This is a genomic window from Thermosynechococcus sp. HN-54 (assembly GCF_023650955.1).
Taxonomy (GTDB): Bacteria; Cyanobacteriota; Cyanobacteriia; order Thermosynechococcales; family Thermosynechococcaceae; genus Thermosynechococcus.
In genome coordinates, this window is the sequence record NZ_CP098039.1 from 1985138 (window position 1) to 2002513 (window position 17376).

Here is a 17376-nt window from a genome sequence, read left to right on the forward strand (position 1 = left end):
AGTCCAATGTTTTTGTCTTAGAAGAGCAGCTAAGGCGCACACAAAGTGATGAGGGCGATCAAAAAGCTGCGCTGCACTGCCTTAGCTCCCCTTCTTCTTCCATGATAATGGAGCGAGAGTCACAAAAATTCACATATAAAATCTTTGGGCATTTCTACTCAAACCCATAACTGCAGGTAATCAGTTTAGCGGCCACCGACGGTAATGGCATCGACTTTAATGTGGGGTTGACCAACGGTGACGTAGATACTACCGCTAATCGAGCCACAAAAACCGGGGGCAAGAGCCAAATCGTTGGCAGACATTGAGATTCGCTGCATGATTTCCTTTGCTTCGCCAATCAGTGTGGCTCCTTTGAGGGGCTGTTTGATCTGGCCATTTTCAATCCAGTAGGCTTCCTCAACGGCAAAGTTAAATTGACCCGTGGCACCGACACTACCGCCCCCCATACGTTTGCAGTAAATGCCGCGATCAATGGAGGCCATCAAGTCCTCAACACTGTATTCACCGGGGGCAATGTAGGTATTGCGCATCCGCGAAGCGGCGGCATAGGTATAACTTTGGCGGCGGCCACTGCCCGTGCGCGGGTGCCCTGTGCGCATCGAACCCGCGCGATCGCTCAAAAAATTCTTGAGCACCCCATTTTCAATCAGCAGCGTGCGCTGAGACGGCATCCCCTCATCGTCCATATCAATACTGCCGAAGGCACCGCTGGTAATCCCCTCATCCCAAGCCGTCAAGTTTTCATGGGCAATTTTTTCGCCTTTTTTATCGGCAAAGGGGGTCGTGCCCCGCTCAATTTGTGTCGTTTCCAAGAGGTGGCCACAGGCTTCGTGGAAGATCACCCCCCCAAATTGGTTGGCCATGATCACCGGATAAGTGCCCGATTCCACGTAGTCGGCATAGAGCATTTTGCCGGCTGCTTCAGCAACGGTATCGGCCAAGGTGGTGTAGTCCCACTGGCGCAAAAAGTCTGGATTACTGGTATCGCCATTGCGCTCACCAATGGAAGCGCGGTGCTCGCCATCGGCACAGAGAACAGAGGCCACTGCCGACTGGGTAAGGCGAATATCCCGACCAAAGGTGCCATCACTGGCAGCTACCATTACCTCTTGCCAATCGCGAAAATAACTGAGGCGGCGGGATTGCAGATGTTGGGTTTTCTGGCGCAGGCGATCGCTCCCCGCCAGCAGAATATCAGCCACTTCGGCGATGGGACTACAGGTGGCTAGCCAGTTTTCTTTGCGGCCTTGGGCATAGTCCCGCAGCAGCTCAAGGTGAATTGCTGGCACATAGGCTTGGGGACTCGGCAGGAGTAACCCCATCAAGCCAAGGGCTTTTTCGAGGGCAGCCCGCAGACCCTTGAAGCTGAGATCATTGGTGCTGACATAGCAATCACTGGTTCCCCGAAAAACGCGAATACCCGCCCCTAAGCTCAACCGCGGCGAGACACTCGTCAGGCGATCGTCCTCCACAAGGGCACTCACGTACTGATTGCGCTCTAGGAAAATCTCGACAAAGTCAGCGCCAGCGGCTCGCCCTAATCCAAGGAGAGTGGCTAGGGGAGATTCCCAAGAGCCATCAAAGCGATCGCCTTCAGGGGAATAGCTAAGGTGGGCAAGATCCGCAGAACGAAGAAGCGTGGCTGGCATTGTTAACAATCACTTAACATATCCCCACTATAGCAAATTCCCCCTTGCAGCCTAGTTTTCAGCTTTGGCTAAAAAGGAGAGGTGATAGAGGGTATCCTTGGCGGGGTGGGCTTGCACCTCTTGGAGCACCACCGTTCCCTGCCACGGCAGATCGGGGATCGAAAGCTGAATTGGGGTTTTCTGGGGACGGGCATCCCGCACCAAAAATTCGGCGGCATGGGTATCCACCACGAGGGAAATCGAAGATTCAATCGTAGGGCCGTAGAGAACGGCAGGAGTTTTGCCCTCACGCCGCAGGGCATTGGGCTTGGCATCGGCAGGGCGTAGTTGCCCCTCAATCGCTAAGGAACGAGACATTGCTGCAACTCCAATTAAGATAAAACGGGATGGACTTGGGTGCCATCATCCTTGAGGAGTGCCCGTTTGGGGCCATGGATCGGATCCTCAACAATGATGGTTTGGCTGCGCTCTGCTCCCAAGGACACAATCGCGATGGGCACAGACATAATTTCAGCCAAAAACTTGAGGTAGTTCAATGCCGCCTTGGGCAGATCATCAAGGGAGCGGCAATGACTAGTGGATTGCTGCCACCCCGGCAGGGTTTCATAGATGGGACGACAGCGGGCAAATTTGAGGGCATTGCTGGGGAAGTGTTCGCAGCGCTCACCGTCAATATCGTAGGCGACACAGACTTTGATCTCTGGCAATTCATCGAGGACATCGAGCTTGGTAATGGCCAAGCAATCGAGACCATTGATGCGCACAGCATAACGACCAATCACGGCATCAAACCAGCCACAGCGGCGGCGCCGTCCCGTTGTGGTACCAAATTCAGCACCGCGATCGCCCAAGAGTTCTCCCACCTCATCTAGCAGTTCCGTCGGAAAAGGCCCTTCGCCGACCCGTGTCGTATAGGCTTTGGCGACACCAATCACGCGGTCAATCATCGTCGGACCAATCCCCGCTCCGACACAGGCACCGCCAGCCACAGGATTTGAGGAGGTGACGTAGGGATATGTGCCATGGTCAAGGTCTAAGAGGGTACCTTGGGCACCTTCAAAGAGAATGTTGCGCCGCCGGCGGATGGCATCATCCAGCACGAGGGAACCATCGACAATGTGCGATCGCAGGCGCTCACCATAGGCGCAGTACTCTTCAATAATCGGCTGGGGTTCGAGGGGAGCCAGTCCGTAGAGCTTTTCGAGGATCAAATTCTTTTGGGCGATCGCCCACTCCAGCTTAGCGGCCAACTGCTCAGCATCCAGCAGATCCAGCATGCGGATCCCTGTGCGCTCCGACTTATCGGCATAGGTAGGGCCAATGCCCCGTCCCGTGGTACCAATGCGCCGCGAGCCACGCCGTTCCTCAGCAGCAATATCCAACTGGCGATGGTAGGGCATCGTCACATGGGCTGTTTCTGCAATCAGCAGATTCTCTGTGCTCACCCCCAACTGTTCCAGTTGTGCGAGTTCCTCAAGGAGCACCTTAGGATCCACCACTGTTCCTGCCCCAATGATGCACTGCGTATCGGGGTAGAGAATCCCTGACGGAATCAGGTGTAATTTCAGGGTCTGGTCTTTGACGACAATCGTGTGACCTGCATTGACACCGCCCTGATAGCGGACTACCACATCGGCAGACTTGCTCAGGAGATCGGTGATTTTACCCTTGCCTTCATCGCCCCACTGGGCACCAACAACGACGACGTTTGCCAAGTGATTTTCTTAACTCGTTAATTAACACAATCGTCTATTGTAACCCTTGGGGCAAATGCACACAAGCGCGCGATCGCAAAAATTTTGCCATTGCCCTGACCGTCCTAGGGGCGATCGTGCTAGCATAAATAATGCCTTGAATGCCGATGTAGCTCAGTGGTAGAGCACTCGATTCGTAATCGAGCGGTCGTGAGTTCGAATCTCATCATCGGCTTGGCTAGCCTATCTGCAACCGTCTGCGAGCAGGAATATACTGTGTTTGCCTACCTCAGAGGAACTGTTGTCGGCCATCAATCGGAAGGTGGCCATCGCTCTGCCCTAATTCTAGAGGTGAATGGGGTCGGCTATCGCTTACTGGTCACATCCCATCTGTTGCGGCAATACCCGCCGAGTGCTGAGGTGGTGCAGATTTTTACCCATCTCAGTGTCCGCGAGGATCAGATGCTCCTCTATGGCTTTGCCTCGGCAGCGGAGCGGGATCTCTTTTTACGTTTGATCCGTGTCAATGGGGTTGGGCCACAGATGGCGCTATCGTTGCTGGATACACTGCCCTTGCCAGAACTCGTGCAGGCAATTGTGAGTGGCAATACCCGCCGTCTCAGCCGCGCACCGGGAGTGGGCAACAAAACCGCTGAACGTATTGCCCTTGAACTCAAAGCAGCGCTGAGTGCGTGGCGACAGGAAATGGGTTTAACGACGCCTGCCTCTAGTCTCCCTACAGAAGCGATTCGTGAAGAGCTAGAGCTAACACTCTTGGCCTTGGGCTATAGCGATCGCGAGATTCAAGCAGCACTGACGGCGGTAGCGCAAACAAGTACCCTTGCCAAGAACAGTGATCCAGAAGCATGGCTGCGAGAAGCAATTACATGGCTAAGTGCCAATACCTAGGCCTTAGGATGAATAAAGACGACACCTACTCTAGACTTCTATGGGGCAGCCAACCTTTATTGGCCTATTTGCTGGCATCGGTGGGATGCGGCTCGGTTTTGCCCAAGCGGGGGGTCAATGCATTTTTTGCTCAGAGTGGAACAAGTTTGCCCAGATAACCTACGAAGCAAACTTTGGTGAGATGCCAGCAGGAGATATTACGCAAATCTCCTCAGAGGACATTCCCGATCACGATATTTTACTCGCAGGGTTTCCCTGTCAACCCTTCAGTATTGCGGGTGTCAGCAAGCATAATGCCTTAGGAATTCACCATGGTTTTCAGCACCCCACTCAGGGGAATCTATTTTTTGAGATCGCTAGAATCCTGAAGGATAAACGGCCTAAAGCCTTTTTACTAGAAAATGTTAAAAATCTTCAAAGTCACGATCGCAGTAGAACCTTTCAAACAATTCAAAAAACCCTAAATGATTTGAGATACTACATTTATTATCAAGTGATTAATGCCGTTCATTTTGTACCGCAGCATCGCGAAAGGATTTTTATTGTGGGTTTTAGAGATCCTCTTGAATTTACATTTCCTCAGTTGCCAACTCAACGACATAAAGTCAGAGATATTCTAGAGCCATCAGTAGAGGCTAAATATACTTTGAGCAATCATCTGTGGCAATATTTGCAAAACTATGCTGAAAAGCATCGTGCTCGTGGTAATGGATTTGGCTATGGTCTAGTTGATTTAGAGGGAGTAACCCGAACGTTAAGCGCAAGGTATTACAAAGATGGCTCGGAAATCCTGATTGCCCAAGAAAACAACAATCCGCGTCGCCTGACGCCAAGGGAATGTGCGCGCTTAATGGGGTTTCCTGACTCTTTCAAGATTGTGGTTAGTGATACAAGAGCATACCAGCAGTTTGGCAATTCGGTAGTGGTGCCACTCGTCAAAGCGATCGCTGAGGAGATTTTAAAATCTCTAAGCCAAAGAAAGCTACTAAAACAAACTAAGCAGCTGACTCTCTTTTAGTTCAGATATGGTAATGAATGTTTTAAGCAAGCAGGAGAAGCAAGTTCTAAGAGAGATACTTTCACCCAGAAGTGTTGAAAGATAGTTTAAGAGGCTAGAAAAAAGGGAAGAAATGTCGTATTCTTCCCTCAAAAGAAGAAAAATTAATCAGCTTACTATGGCATCTTTTTCAGTTCTTGTCAAGTCTATTCTCAAGCAGCTCAGCCCTTGCGACTACCCCGTCCTCAACTCTCAATTGTTCTTCAAAATCTGGTTGACCTACATTCTCGACCAAGGATTAACCAGCATGAGAGCCTTATTTTATCGCTTGAATCATTCGGGGATTACAGTGGATATGTCCACGTTTTCCAAGGCGAACAAAACTCGAACAACCACCTTATTTGAGAGGATTTACACTCATCTCATGTCTCAAGCTCGCAAGAGACATCGTTGTTCAAGTCTGATGCTGTTTCCTATTGATTCAACCGTCATTACCCTGACGAGTAAGCTCTTTTGGTTCTACAAATACCATCAAGTGAAGTTAATTACAGGATTTGATTTAACAGAGAACATCCTGGGTAAGGCAGTAGTCTCTTTTGGGGAGAGACATGACCTAAGCTTTCAAGACGAGATTTTAGAAATGATCCCTGAGAATGCCGTTGCCATCATGGATAGAGGGTTTGCGAGTTGGAGATTTTTAGAGCGGCTGAGTGAGAGGAAGTGTTTATTTGTTGTGCGTATCAAGAATAACATGAGAATGAAGCTCAATCATGAGAGATACCGAGTGGTTCAATTTTTTGATGAGCATGGAACAGAGTTTCGTATTGCGACGAATCTAATGCATCTAAGTGATGAGGAAGTGAGTGAGCTGTATCGGCATCGGTGGGGGATTGAGAACTTATGGAAGTTTCTAAAGATGCATTTATCATTAGACAAGCTGATTACGAAGAGTTTGAATGGGGTGATAAATCAGATTTATATGGTTTTGATTGGGTACTTAATTTTAGAGCTAATGGAGATACCTGAATACTTTGGCAGGAAGCTATTAGACAAATTGCGATATTTGCAACTGGAACTGAGTCGCCGCTGCTCGATAGTGCATTGGAGCTTTGATTGGCAGCCAGAGCTACTTGTCACTTAGGATGTTAAGTTTTGTTGCAGAATTCAACACTTCTGACTTTCACCTAATAAGTATTACATGACGCCTATTGTTAAGAGAATTAATCAATGGGTTGTTAGTCAGAACAATATAAAAGAAGCATGGTTATTAGTGCTTAACCAGTTAAACAAGATCATACGAGCTTCCCAGACTGATGTGGAAATGATTTTATATCAAAGACTTCAACAGAAGAAAATAAAGAATAAAAGTCAAGCCATAAAGAGCATTGTTGGCAATGCTTTCTCCAATGCATTAATTTACATATTTCTTGTTAATAAATGTCACAAAAATATACCCAACTGGATGTTCATAACATCTCAGCTATCGAGTATTCCAAATTTCAAGAGTGCAATTAATATCAATATCCAAAATGAAGTACAAAAACCAGATATGGATATTGTAATTTATGCAATTATATAGTAACGCCAAGCAAAAATATCCACCAGAAAGTTATATTATTTTGTCTCTTAAAACTTCCTTGAGAGAAAGAGCGGCTCAAACTTATAAGTGGAAACTTCTAATGGAAATTGCTCTACATAGCCCCGAATTACGTGAAAAATATAACATCTCCTATAACTCATCAGTAATTCCAATTATCTGTTTTGCAACAACGAACTTTTACAATGAAGTGAGTCATCCTCAGCAACGAGGACTGTTGAAGTTTTTTGATCGATCTTTTATTGCTAAGGAAATAAGTGTTACAGAGAACTCGTTTATTTATCCTCTCTCCAACCTAATTCCGTTTGCTATAGAAAAGCTCTCAAATCCCTATGTTCAGCTTAGTTTGTTTTAAGCCGCAAATAAAAAAGGGGCAGTTTTATGCCCCCTAGTATCAGCAAACTATAGTGAACGATTTGAATCCCTAGGAAAACATCGGCAGGCGAGAATAGATCGCTGTCCACAGGGGACTCCAAGGCCCAAGGTTGAGCACCAGAGCTGCGATCGCTACAGTGCTGCTGAGCCATGTCAGCCATTGGGAATAGATATTTGCCCCTTGCTTTTGCGTTTGCAGGTGTTCAACGGTTTGCTGAAGCTGCTCGACTTCTTGGTTCAGATCTGCAATCTCATGGTGTAGCTCATCAATTTCACGATCGCGATCGCTCACCGTGGCATGACAAGCCGCTAGTTCTGCCTCTTTTTCGCGACAGGTGGCTTCAATCGTGGTGAGAGAAGCGGTCAATGTCGCCGTTTGACTGGCATATTCTTCTTCGAGGCTGCTACTGCGTTGGTAGGCGGTTTCTAGCTCTTGGCGATAGCGATCGCAATTGTCCCGTAGGGCTTCGTTTTCCGCTTGGCTATTGTTGAGGGCATCGGTTAATTCCGCCACTTGCTGACGATAATCCCTCACTTGCTCTTGAAGCTGCTGCTGCTGGTCTTCTAGCTCCTGACAGCGGTGTTGCAGCTGTTCCACCTCTGAGCGCAATTGCTCAATTTCTTGGCGCTGGCGATCGCGCTCCTGTTCGCTACGGCTGACCAGTTCCTTTAGCCCTTCAATGCGCTGGGCTTGTTCGTTGACAATCTTGTGCAGGCGATCGCACTCTTCCTTCAAACGTTGCACAGAACCCTTGTACTGCCGCTGTACCCACGCCCGCAAAAACGATAGGCCAGAGATGGTAAATCCAATCAGGGCATAGGTGCCCACCACTGTATGACCCATGGCCGACATCTGTAACATACTCAACCCCTGAACTTCAGTTGAATGTCAATGAAAACGCCGCAATCCAGAATACAGCCCTTTTCCTAAGGATGGAACCCGCCCAAAACAGTCAAAGCCGCTGTCGGACAGGCCTCTATCTCTTTAATCCTTTGGCGATCGCTCCCCTATGCAGGAGCAGAGTGATAACGTTTGGGAATCAATGTAGAAACTTCTATTTCCTAGTCTAGCGAGGGAGAATGACCGCTGGGGCTAGCTTCTTGCCAGCATTGGTACAATAAGGGATGCACTTGAATTTGCAAGGGGAAGACCAATGACCGAGGCACCTGTATTGCCCATTCTATTGATGGGGATTGCGAACTTTTTGCAGATCTACTTAATTGTGCTGCTGATTCGCGTCCTGCTGTCTTGGTTTCCCAATATCAACTGGTACAATCCGCCCTTTTCAATTCTCAGTCAGTTAACAGATCCTTACCTGAATCTCTTTCGTGGTCTGATTCCCCCCATTGGCGGCCTTGACTTTTCGCCGATTATTGCCTTCTTCCTCTTGCAATTTATTGTCCAACTCTTATCGGGGTTCTCCAGTAGCGCCACCTTCTTCTAAACCATTGCTAGCCTAGGGGGCAATCGCCATGTCAACGCTGCCTGCATTTCAGGATGAATTTGATGTCATTGTTGTCGGTGCGGGTCACGCCGGCTGTGAAGCGGCCTTGGCAACGGCACGGTTGGGCTGTCGTACCCTCTTGCTGACCCTCAACCTCGATAAAATTGCTTGGCAGCCCTGTAATCCTGCGGTGGGTGGCCCCGCAAAATCGCAACTGGTGCACGAAGTGGATGCCCTTGGGGGCGAAATTGGGCGTGTGACCGATCGCACCTATCTGCAAAAGCGGCTCCTGAATGCCTCACGGGGGCCAGCGGTCTGGGCATTGCGGGCGCAAACCGATAAGCGCGAATACAGCGCCGTCATGAAGCAGGTGGTGGAAAATCAACCTAACTTGCTTGTGCGCGAGGGCATGGTGACGGATTTAATCCTCGACTCAAATGACATGGTGATTGGGGTTGAAACCTATTTTGGCGTCGCCTTTCGCTGTCAAGCAGTGATCCTGACGACGGGCACCTTCCTCGGTGGCCGCATTTGGGTGGGGAATAAATCCATGCCCGCTGGTCGGGCTGGCGAATTTGCTGCCGAGGGACTCTCCCAAACCTTAGCCCGCCTCGGCTTTGAAGTGGATCGCCTGAAAACAGGAACGCCCGCACGGGTGGATCGGCGATCGGTGGATTACAGCAAAATGGAACCCCAGCCCCCAGATGGGCAGGTGCGCTGGTTTAGCTTTGATCCCAACGCATGGGTCAAGCGGCCGCAAATGAACTGCTACTTGACGCGCACCACTGCTGCGACTCACCAACTAATTCGCGAGAATTTGCACCTGACACCCGTCTATGGTGGTTGGGTGGATGCCAAAGGTCCCCGCTACTGCCCCAGCATTGAGGATAAAATTGTTCGCTTTGCCGATAAAGAAAGCCATCAAATTTTCATTGAACCCGAAGGCCGTGATACACCAGAACTCTATATCCAAGGCTTTTCCACAGGGCTACCGGAACCCCTGCAACTGCAACTGTTGCGCACGCTACCGGGGCTAGAAAACTGCATTATGCTGCGTCCCGCCTATGCAGTGGAGTACGACTACTTGCCGGCAACCCAATGCTTTCCCACCCTGATGACGAAAAAAATTCAGGGGCTGTTTTGTGCGGGGCAAATTAATGGCACCACGGGCTATGAGGAAGCGGCCGCCCAAGGGATTGTGGCTGGGATTAACGCAGCTCGGTTTGTTCAAGGGAAGCCAATGATTACCTTCCCGCGTCAAGAGAGCTACATCGGCACTCTCATTGACGATCTGTGTACGAAGGAACTGCGGGAACCGTACCGCATGCTCACTAGCCGCTCGGAATATCGCTTGGTCTTGCGATCGGACAATGCTGACCAGCGGCTCACCCCGCTGGGGTATGAGATTGGCTTGGTGAGTGAAGCGCAGTGGCAGGTGTTTCAAGCAAAGCAACGGCGCCTTGCGGCGGAGACCCAACGCCTGCAAACAAGGCGCATTAAAGCCCATGAATCCGTCGGCGAAGCGATTGTGGCCGCGACAGGTCAAGCGATTAAGAGTGCCATTGCCCTTGATGAGTTGCTGCGGCGATCGGGGGTACACTACGAACTATTAGATCGCCATGGCCTCGGCAATCCCGACTTGACCCCCCAAGAGAAGGAGGCGGTTGAAATTGCTATTAAGTACGCCGGCTACATTGAGCGACAGCAACGGGAAATTGAGCAGATTGCCCGCCAAGAACAGCGTCCTTTGCCTGCGGATTTGGATTACTTTGCCATCCCTACCCTTTCGATGGAGGCACGGGAAAAACTCAGTGCTATTCGCCCCTTGACGATTGGTCAAGCCAGCCGTATTGGTGGGGTAAACCCAGCAGATATTAATGCCCTTTTGGTCTATCTCCAGGTGCAACAGCAGCGACAATCCCTAACGGCGGTGGGGGGCTAAGACCGCGTGGCCGGCTGGTTGGGAGAACTGGAGTTGGCCTATGCTTGGCAGCAGGGACAGACGATTCCAGTGCGGGCCTATGCCTCGGCACCCCTAAAGCTGCAACGGTCGTTTTATCCCGAGGGAAGGCCGATTTGCCACAGTGTAATCCTGCATACGGCGGGGGGCTATGTGGGGGGCGATCGCCTGCATCAAAAGATTCGCCTTGATCCCCAGTGTCGTGCCCTATTGACAACGGCTGCTGCTGCTAAAATCTACGGCCGTGCTCAAACCGTTGTCGAACAAACCATCCACTGCCACATTGCTAATGAGGCTGTTTTAGAATGGCTGCCCCAAGAAACAATTGTCTTTGACGGTGCCCAATTTTGCCAACGCCTACGCATTGACCTTGACCCCAGTGCACAGGTTTGCCTGTGGGAGATGACCCGCTTTGGCCGCACGGCTCGCGGTGAAGCCTTTAGTCGTGGCTATTGGCGTTCCCATACGGAGGTGTGGCAAGCAGGTGTGCCCCTGTGGCTCGATCGCCAGCGGATTGAGGGCACAACAGTGCGGCTAACAGCGATGAATGCATTGCAGGGGTGTCCCCTCATGGGGACATTGGCTTGGGTAGGTAGGGAAGTGAGCGGCGAACAGATACAACGGCTGCGGGATTTAGCAACGGGGATTCAGGGGGAGATGGGGGTCAGTGCCCTGATTCGTGGGGTAGTTTGTCGCTATCGCGGTCACTCAATGGGGGAATTACGGCACTGGTTTGTGGCGGCTTGGCAAATGTTACGACAGGCACAAGATGCCAGTTCCTCGCCTTGTTATCCACGAGTTTGGCCACGGTAATCAGCAGCATTGGCCTTCTGGAGGACGCGATCTCCAGCGACGAGATTTATGATGGTTTTTGGATGAGACACTCAGCTCGCCTTGAGCAATAGGAGAGGCGGGCAAATATCTCGCTAGAAGCTACCCTTTTTGCAGAACCAGCCCATGATTGCCCTGAACCTCCGCCCCACAATTGAACTGACGGACGAGGCCTTCGAGCAACTTTGCCGGAGCAATCCCGACCTGCGGCTGGAACGTAGTGCTCAGGGAGAATTAATTGCCATGGCGCCTGCTGGCAGTGAAAGTAGCCGTCAAAACCTAAGCCTCAGTGCCCAGTTATGGTACTGGAATCAACAAATGAAACTCGGTGTAACCTTCGATTCCTCCGCGGGCTTTACCTTAGCCAATGGAGCCATTCGCTCCCCTGATGCTGCTTGGATTGAAAAAAGCCGCTGGCAACGTCTCACCCCTGAGCAACGCCGCCGATTTGCTCCCATCTGTCCCGATTTTGTGTTGGAACTCAAGTCTCCCACAGATGACCTTGCCTCTCTCCAAGCTAAGATGCAGGAGTATGTGGACAATGGTGCCCAATTGGGGTGGTTAATTGATTCGGAAACGCACCAAGTTTACTGTTATCAACTCGGCCAAGCTATGCAGCTTTTGGAGCATCCCTCTCACCTCTCAGGCGAACCGGTATTGCCCAACTTCGTGATGGATTTAACGTTGATCTGGGATTAGTGATTCTCTATCTTGCTGTCGCATTCCCTGCTGCGCAGTCAGGGTGAAAGGGGGACTATCTGGCTCGCAGTTGATCGCCAACGCGGCGCAGTGCCTCAACCCCAGTACCATGCCTTGTTGACAACGGCCACCGGGTCTATGGTCGCGCTCAAGTGCTTGTGGAGCAAACGATCCACTGCCATGTTGCCGATGACACTGTTTTAGAATGGCTACCCCAAGAAACAATTGTCTTTGAGGGTGCTCAATGAGTGGTTTGTTACTATCAGGGTTACTTAGTTTTATTCAATTAATGGCGTCAATTCTCTTTTCATTTCTTCTGCTGTCTTGATACAGTTAAATCCCCAAAAATAGTTACAGGCTTCATATTGATCATGTGTAACACACAGTGAGATATTGCGAAACAAATTAGTCAGATGTGATGAAATTGATTGATATGTTTTTCTTTCTTTATAAGATTTTATGCTATTCTCTACCCTGATTTTCAAGGGAATGTTGATCAGAACATCTGCTGTCCAAGTTATCTGCTGTTCAGACAGCCAATGGGGTCTATTCATGTAAATGCAGTACCCAATGTGAGTACCAATAGCGTTAGAAGCAGTGACATCTGACAACCAGATAATTGATTTAAGACGATTCAGAAAATTCCAATCATAAATATGACCTGCTGTTGTGCAATGAAACCCTGCATTGAGGTAGGGTTCTACAATTTCAGGCCGACAGTCTTTCCAGTAAAAGCAAATGAGTACTGATTCAAATTGATGCTCTTTTGATACTCTTTTAAGCCATTCGATAGCCTGTAAATGATTGAATGAGGTTTTAATTAGATGGGTTGAGTGTGCAGGAAAAAATAGTAGCGTTTTTCCAAGTTTTTTCTTGTAATTCTTTAGTGTTTCAATATCGATTAACTCTGCGTAATGTATATATGGCCCTATAGGTAGTACTCTCCTCTCCGTATACTTTGAAATAGCTTCTTTTCTAAACTCACTGAATGTAATAATTGCCCTTGCAAAGGGATCATCGTCAGGTGCTCCGGAATCATCTAGATAGCAACCATGTTCGATAGGCGCCAGCAGCTTTTTTTTAGTCTGAATACCAGCGTACCGCTTGATCGTTCTGGATATACCGTAGAGTGAATTTTGTGAAAATTCTTCTGGGACTAAATGATAGCAAACTCTCATAGGGATATCTACGTTATTAATATCCCGGTCAAACTGAAGTATGCTTGCATTCTTTTCTATGTAGGGCAAATATAGGTAAGACTCAAGTTTTGTAATTGGGTTTCTGGCGGGTGCAATCAGAAACAGTCGAATAGCCCTGATCGTTTTCTCAATTCCTCTTGACAAAGATTGATTTAGTAGCATGACTTCCTGTATATCCTCTGTTAGAGGAGGAATAATTCTTCGTCTAAGATTATACTAGGAGATGATTCTTGTTAACAAAAGCTAAAGCTAATTTGGCTAATAATAGACTTTCTTAAGTTTGGTAAATGGGATTGGCAGTGCTGTTGAGGCTGAATGGAAGATGATTTGGGGCGCGTTGGGGTAAGTTTTCTAGCTATAGTCAAGGAACATCAGTATAGTATCCCCACAGTGCTCGCTAGTACGTGCTCACGGCGGCAGCGGAGTGGATCTCGCTTGCAGTTGATCGCCAATGCGCTGTAGGGCATCCATAGGCCCGGTGAGGAGGAGGCGATCGCCGGCCATCAAAGAACAATCGGCACTCGGTTCGGAAAGCAGTGTTCCTTCTCGCCGCAGGGCACGGATGGTCACTGTCTCAGGCAGGTGTAGATCAGCAATGGTTCGAGTTTGCTCCCCCGTCTCTTCTGGCAACATCACCCAGAGAAAGGAGGTTTCCCCTTGGGGCACACTGACACGACCATTGATTAGGGCTTCAAAGGCCTCAAACTCCGCTGGTTGGCCGACAATGAGCAGGCGATCGCCAACTTGGAGGCAGGTTTGACCACTGGGATAGTCCACTTCAGTGCCATCAGCACGCACAATGGCCAGCAACGTCACCCCCGTCAACTGCCGCAGTTGAATGTCCGCAAGGCTCATCCCCGCGACTGGCGAATCCTCAGGAAGGGTAAACCAGCGGCTGTTCATGTCTTGGGCTGCTTGGCGCAAAAGACGGCCTGTTCTTTCAGGGGGATGATCGCCGCGCAAATTGGCATAGTGACTGTCCCGCACCTGTTGCACCTCTTGCTGAATGTGGCGCTCACCCATGCCGAGGGTAAAGAATAGATGGGCCGCCAACTCCAAGCTGGCCTCAAACTCCGGCTGCACGACCTCCCGTGCTCCCAGTTGATAAAGTAACTCAATGTCGCGATCGCTATTGGCGCGGACAATGACATCCAATTCCGGGGCAAACTCTAGAGCACGCTTGAGACAGAGGCGGGTACTCATACTATCCGAGAGGGCGATCGCCATGCCGAGGGCTTGATCGACCCCTGCTTTGGCAAGGATTGTGGCACTGGCGGCATTCCCGTAAATGTAAGGCAGTTGGGCATCGCGCACTTCGTTAATCACCGTTTCACTTTGCTCAATCACCAAGACAGGATAATTCTGCTTTTGGAGGAGTTTCACCACACTCTTGCCGACGCGACCGTAGCCACAGACAATCACATGGTTTCGCTGAGGCAGCCCCGTTAAATCTATGTCGAGAATCTCATCCTCCTTGAGGATTTGACGCAGCAAGGGCAATTCCAGCAGCAATGGCACTAGCTTCAACAAAAAGGGTGTCACTAGCAACGTCACTGCTGTGGTGCCGAGGGTCAATAAGTAAACCTGTTGGGAGACCAAACCCAAGCCCCGTCCTGCCGTCAGCAGCACAAAGGAAAATTCCCCAATCTGGGCAAGGCCCATCCCTGCGAGGAGGGAGGTTTTCCACGAGTAGCCAAAGAGTTTGACAATGGGGGTGGTGATCAAGAATTTGCCCAGAATTACCAAGCTCACCAGTTCAATGATCAAATCCAAGTGCTGCCAGAGAAACACTGGATCGATGAGCATGCCAATGGAGGCAAAAAAGAGGGTCGTAAAGATGTCGCGGATTGATTCCACATAGTCGAGAGTCTGATCGGCATACTCCACCTCGGAGATCATCAGACCCGCAATAAAAGCACCAATCTCAATCGACAGACCTAAATACTGCGTCAGGAGGGCAATCCCCAAACAGAGGGCAACGACGCCCAAAAGGAAAAGTTCACGACTTTCAGTTTTTGCCAGCAGTCGCAGCAGCGGGGGCAGCAACCAAATGCCAGCAGCGATCGCTCCAGCGGCAATCAAGCCAATCGTGAGCAGCGCTTCTCCAAGAGCCAGCCATAATTCCTCTAGGGGTTTATTCAGGGCGGGCAGCACGGCAATCATCAAGCCCACCGCCAGATCCTGCACGACCAAGATGCCCAGCATAATTTGCCCTTGGATCGACTCCAACTCATTGCGATCCATCAGGCTGCGCAGAACGACCGCTGTTGAGGAGAGGGACAACACAGCACCCAAGAAAATTCCTTGGCTTGGCGAACTCACCCAGCCAACACCCACGGAAATGAGCGTTGTAACTGCAATGGTCAGGAGAATTTGCAGGGCACTGCCCCCTAAGCTAACCCCTTGGACTTTCCGAATTTCACCGAGGGAGAAGCTCACCCCTAGGGCAAAGAGCAAAAAGGCCACCCCCAGTTGTGCCAAACCTTCCACTTGGGGTACTTCCTTGAGGAGTCCCAAGCCCGTTGGCCCCACCAACATACCGGCCAACAGGTAGCCCAGTAGGATCGGTTGTCGCAGCAAAGCCGCTAACGCACCCCCCACCGCCGCTGCCCCCAGCACCACACTGAGGTCAATGACAAGGCGAAAATCTTCGGTCATGGGATCTAATGCTAGGGCATCAAGGCCAGCATCTGAGCCACAACAGCAAAACTCTCGTTGTAGAGAAAGTCCTGTCCCCAGCGTTGTAGCTCCTGACTGAGAAGTATCTCAGCGGTTTGGTCACTGAGCGGCGTCACATGGTAAGTGCGACACAGTTGAGCACTGCCGCCGGCTTCCATGCGCATGCAGCCACGGGTTTCAGAGCAAATAATCGTACAGCAATCTGCCTCAAGGTTGGTGGAGGTCAGCTTCAAATCAATGAGATCGCCGAGAACCTGTCCTGGATCGCCTGTTGGCATACCCGCCAGTTTTGCCTTAATTAATCGCTGATCAGCGCCAACAAGCTCGACATGGCACAGGTCGTAGTCACCGCTCTCATGGGTAATGTGTCGGGGCTGCCACTGGAGACGGGAGGCCAACCAGCCGAGGTACATCAGCGCTTGGGCGGGGTTCCCCTTTTCGTAGTCAATGACCACTTGATCAATTTCCTTGATGGCCAAACGGCGTTCGGGGGGATCAAAGGCTTCGGCGGCCAGTTCTTGCCATGCCCCCAGACGGCGCCAGTTCAAATCTGCGAGAGGGAGGTTTTGTTCCAGCAGGGGGGCGATCGCCCGCAAGCCCCGCAGCGGATCGAGAAAGTCACTGGAATCCACAAGCACGCGGTTAAATTGGGGCGCAAGGGTTTGAAACAGATCAAAGTTATTGAACAAGTCCCCTTTCCACCACAGAAAGCGGGGTAGCTCGCGAATAATCAGGGACTTTAAGAGGGGTTCTACCCGCTGAAAAGCACTATGGGTGCCCTTGAGGGTAATGTACTCACAGCAAACGAGGGAACTGCGCACCTTTTTGTTAATGGGGCAGTAGGCCGCCACCTGAGCCGTAATTCCCGTATCTTCGCCAAGGGTAGGACACAGGGCAATCACCCGACAGGGATTTTGGCTGGCGATCGCGTCAGCAATGCCACTACCGCGCATATCTACCGCATAGCGATCGCTCCGAGGGGTTCCCTGAGCATATTCTGCCTGCAAGGCCTGTCGGAGTTGGGGCGTGACTCGACCCGTCAAGGGCAAGTTGTGGTTCTTTTCGGCAGCACGAATCGCCGACTGCATCCGCGGGCCAAGAATGCCATCAATGGGGCCTGTGTAGTAGCCCAAAGCCGCCAGCAGTTGCTGCGTATCATCCGCCTCATAGACGACGAGGGTAAACGTGGTTGCCCGCACCGCGGCGGGCGCCGTACCATCTCCCCCATGACTCAGCCAAATTTGCCGCAGACTCTGTTCAATGTCATCGAGGGAGACATCCACGGGATCTTGGAGCGCTACGAGGGGAGTTGATTCAGTCGCCATACCTAGGTACCTAT

Annotated in this window: 17 protein-coding genes and 1 tRNA gene; 11 read left to right on the plus strand and 7 right to left on the minus strand. The window is 50.5% G+C overall.

Going from position 1 to position 17376, the window contains the following annotated elements:
* Nucleotides 1-185 precede the first annotated feature (185 nt).
* From NBE99_RS09580 to NBE99_RS09590, 3 genes are read right to left on the minus strand one after another with little or no spacing between them, the layout of a single operon-like run.
* Nucleotides 186-1652 (minus strand): TldD/PmbA family protein, encoded by a 1467-nt coding sequence (locus NBE99_RS09580; protein ID WP_250681860.1) that lies wholly within the window; start codon nt 1650-1652, stop codon nt 186-188.
* Nucleotides 1653-1703: 51 nt separating this feature from the next.
* Nucleotides 1704-2009: a 50S ribosomal protein L25 gene (gene rplY, locus NBE99_RS09585; protein ID WP_250681861.1), complete on the minus strand. Its 306-nt coding sequence runs from the start codon at nt 2007-2009 to the stop codon at nt 1704-1706.
* A gap of 14 nt (nt 2010-2023) precedes the next feature.
* Nucleotides 2024-3367: an adenylosuccinate synthase gene (locus NBE99_RS09590; protein WP_250681862.1), complete on the minus strand. Its 1344-nt coding sequence runs from the start codon at nt 3365-3367 to the stop codon at nt 2024-2026.
* 142 nt (nt 3368-3509) lie between these two features.
* On the opposite strand from NBE99_RS09590, the gene NBE99_RS09595 reads away from it, so the two are divergent.
* The 6 genes from NBE99_RS09595 to NBE99_RS09620 all read left to right on the plus strand — a co-directional run bounded on the left by NBE99_RS09595 (nt 3510) and on the right by NBE99_RS09620 (nt 7204).
* A tRNA-Thr gene (locus NBE99_RS09595) sits at nt 3510-3581 on the plus strand.
* Nucleotides 3582-3622: 41 nt separating this feature from the next.
* Entirely contained in the window at nt 3623-4255 is a 633-nt protein-coding gene (gene ruvA, locus NBE99_RS09600) for a Holliday junction branch migration protein RuvA (RefSeq protein ID WP_250683716.1), read from the plus strand.
* A gap of 40 nt (nt 4256-4295) precedes the next feature.
* Nucleotides 4296-5273, plus strand: coding sequence for a DNA (cytosine-5-)-methyltransferase (dcm, locus tag NBE99_RS09605; protein ID WP_305879872.1), 978 nt, complete (start codon nt 4296-4298; stop codon nt 5271-5273).
* A 157-nt stretch (nt 5274-5430) separates the two neighbouring features.
* Nucleotides 5431-6393: a transposase gene (locus NBE99_RS09610; protein ID WP_399371026.1), complete on the plus strand. Its 963-nt coding sequence runs from the start codon at nt 5431-5433 to the stop codon at nt 6391-6393.
* Nucleotides 6394-6450: 57 nt separating this feature from the next.
* Nucleotides 6451-6831, plus strand: a complete 381-nt coding sequence (locus NBE99_RS09615; protein WP_250681863.1) for a hypothetical protein — start codon at nt 6451-6453, stop codon at nt 6829-6831.
* Nucleotides 6818-7204: a BsaWI family type II restriction enzyme gene (locus NBE99_RS09620; RefSeq protein ID WP_250681864.1), complete on the plus strand. Its 387-nt coding sequence runs from the start codon at nt 6818-6820 to the stop codon at nt 7202-7204. The genes NBE99_RS09615 and NBE99_RS09620 overlap by 14 nt, the downstream gene beginning before the upstream one ends.
* 69 nt (nt 7205-7273) lie before the next feature.
* On the opposite strand, the gene NBE99_RS09625 is transcribed toward NBE99_RS09620, so the two are convergent.
* Nucleotides 7274-8086, minus strand: coding sequence for a hypothetical protein (locus NBE99_RS09625; RefSeq protein ID WP_250681865.1), 813 nt, complete (start codon nt 8084-8086; stop codon nt 7274-7276).
* Nucleotides 8087-8378: 292 nt separating this feature from the next.
* Here NBE99_RS09625 and NBE99_RS09630 point away from each other — a divergent pair, with 292 nt between their 5' ends.
* From NBE99_RS09630 to NBE99_RS13470, 5 genes are all read left to right on the plus strand, one after another.
* On the plus strand, nt 8379-8669 hold the full coding sequence (locus NBE99_RS09630; RefSeq protein WP_250681866.1) for a YggT family protein: 291 nt from the start codon (nt 8379-8381) through the stop codon (nt 8667-8669).
* Between the two features lie 28 nt (nt 8670-8697).
* The gene (mnmG, locus tag NBE99_RS09635; RefSeq protein ID WP_250681867.1) at nt 8698-10611 is read left to right on the plus strand and encodes a tRNA uridine-5-carboxymethylaminomethyl(34) synthesis enzyme MnmG; all 1914 of its coding nucleotides are present in this window, start codon (nt 8698-8700) and stop codon (nt 10609-10611) included.
* Between the two features lie 6 nt (nt 10612-10617).
* Nucleotides 10618-11442: an urease accessory protein UreD gene (locus NBE99_RS09640; RefSeq protein WP_250681868.1), complete on the plus strand. Its 825-nt coding sequence runs from the start codon at nt 10618-10620 to the stop codon at nt 11440-11442.
* 144 nt (nt 11443-11586) lie between these two features.
* Nucleotides 11587-12159, plus strand: a complete 573-nt coding sequence (locus tag NBE99_RS09645) for a Uma2 family endonuclease (RefSeq protein WP_250681869.1) — start codon at nt 11587-11589, stop codon at nt 12157-12159.
* Between the two features lie 158 nt (nt 12160-12317).
* Complete coding sequence (locus NBE99_RS13470) at nt 12318-12407, plus strand: urease accessory protein UreD (protein WP_399370437.1); 90 nt, start codon at nt 12318-12320, stop codon at nt 12405-12407.
* A gap of 30 nt (nt 12408-12437) precedes the next feature.
* On the opposite strand, the gene NBE99_RS09650 is transcribed toward NBE99_RS13470, so the two are convergent.
* The 3 genes from NBE99_RS09650 to opcA form a co-directional block, all read right to left on the minus strand.
* A complete protein-coding gene (locus NBE99_RS09650) occupies nt 12438-13520 on the minus strand; it encodes a hypothetical protein (protein ID WP_250681870.1) in 1083 nt (360 codons plus the stop codon).
* A gap of 246 nt (nt 13521-13766) precedes the next feature.
* The gene (locus tag NBE99_RS09655) at nt 13767-16016 is read right to left on the minus strand and encodes a cation:proton antiporter (protein ID WP_250681871.1); all 2250 of its coding nucleotides are present in this window, start codon (nt 16014-16016) and stop codon (nt 13767-13769) included.
* An 11-nt stretch (nt 16017-16027) separates the two neighbouring features.
* Complete coding sequence (gene opcA / locus NBE99_RS09660; RefSeq protein WP_250681872.1) at nt 16028-17362, minus strand: glucose-6-phosphate dehydrogenase assembly protein OpcA; 1335 nt, start codon at nt 17360-17362, stop codon at nt 16028-16030.
* Nucleotides 17363-17376: the final 14 nt, after the last annotated feature.

What these genes read in the sequence shown, in the direction of transcription:
- NBE99_RS09580 (WP_250681860.1), bottom strand. Translation starts at nt 1,652, where the DNA reads ATGCCAGCCACGCTTCTTCGTTCTGCGGATCTTGCCCACCTTAGCTAT.
- NBE99_RS09650 (WP_250681870.1), bottom strand. Translation starts at nt 13,520, where the DNA reads ATGCTACTAAATCAATCTTTGTCAAGAGGAATTGAGAAAACGATCAGG.
- mnmG (WP_250681867.1), top strand. Translation starts at nt 8,698, where the DNA reads ATGTCAACGCTGCCTGCATTTCAGGATGAATTTGATGTCATTGTTGTC.
- NBE99_RS09625 (WP_250681865.1), bottom strand. Translation starts at nt 8,086, where the DNA reads ATGTTACAGATGTCGGCCATGGGTCATACAGTGGTGGGCACCTATGCC.
- NBE99_RS09645 (WP_250681869.1), top strand. Translation starts at nt 11,587, where the DNA reads ATGATTGCCCTGAACCTCCGCCCCACAATTGAACTGACGGACGAGGCC.
- NBE99_RS09630 (WP_250681866.1), top strand. Translation starts at nt 8,379, where the DNA reads ATGACCGAGGCACCTGTATTGCCCATTCTATTGATGGGGATTGCGAAC.
- NBE99_RS09620 (WP_250681864.1), top strand. Translation starts at nt 6,818, where the DNA reads ATGCAATTATATAGTAACGCCAAGCAAAAATATCCACCAGAAAGTTAT.
- dcm (WP_305879872.1), top strand. Translation starts at nt 4,296, where the DNA reads ATGGGGCAGCCAACCTTTATTGGCCTATTTGCTGGCATCGGTGGGATG.
- rplY (WP_250681861.1), bottom strand. Translation starts at nt 2,009, where the DNA reads ATGTCTCGTTCCTTAGCGATTGAGGGGCAACTACGCCCTGCCGATGCC.
- NBE99_RS09655 (WP_250681871.1), bottom strand. Translation starts at nt 16,016, where the DNA reads ATGACCGAAGATTTTCGCCTTGTCATTGACCTCAGTGTGGTGCTGGGG.
- NBE99_RS09610 (WP_399371026.1), top strand. Translation starts at nt 5,431, where the DNA reads ATGGCATCTTTTTCAGTTCTTGTCAAGTCTATTCTCAAGCAGCTCAGC.
- opcA (WP_250681872.1), bottom strand. Translation starts at nt 17,362, where the DNA reads ATGGCGACTGAATCAACTCCCCTCGTAGCGCTCCAAGATCCCGTGGAT.
- NBE99_RS09615 (WP_250681863.1), top strand. Translation starts at nt 6,451, where the DNA reads ATGACGCCTATTGTTAAGAGAATTAATCAATGGGTTGTTAGTCAGAAC.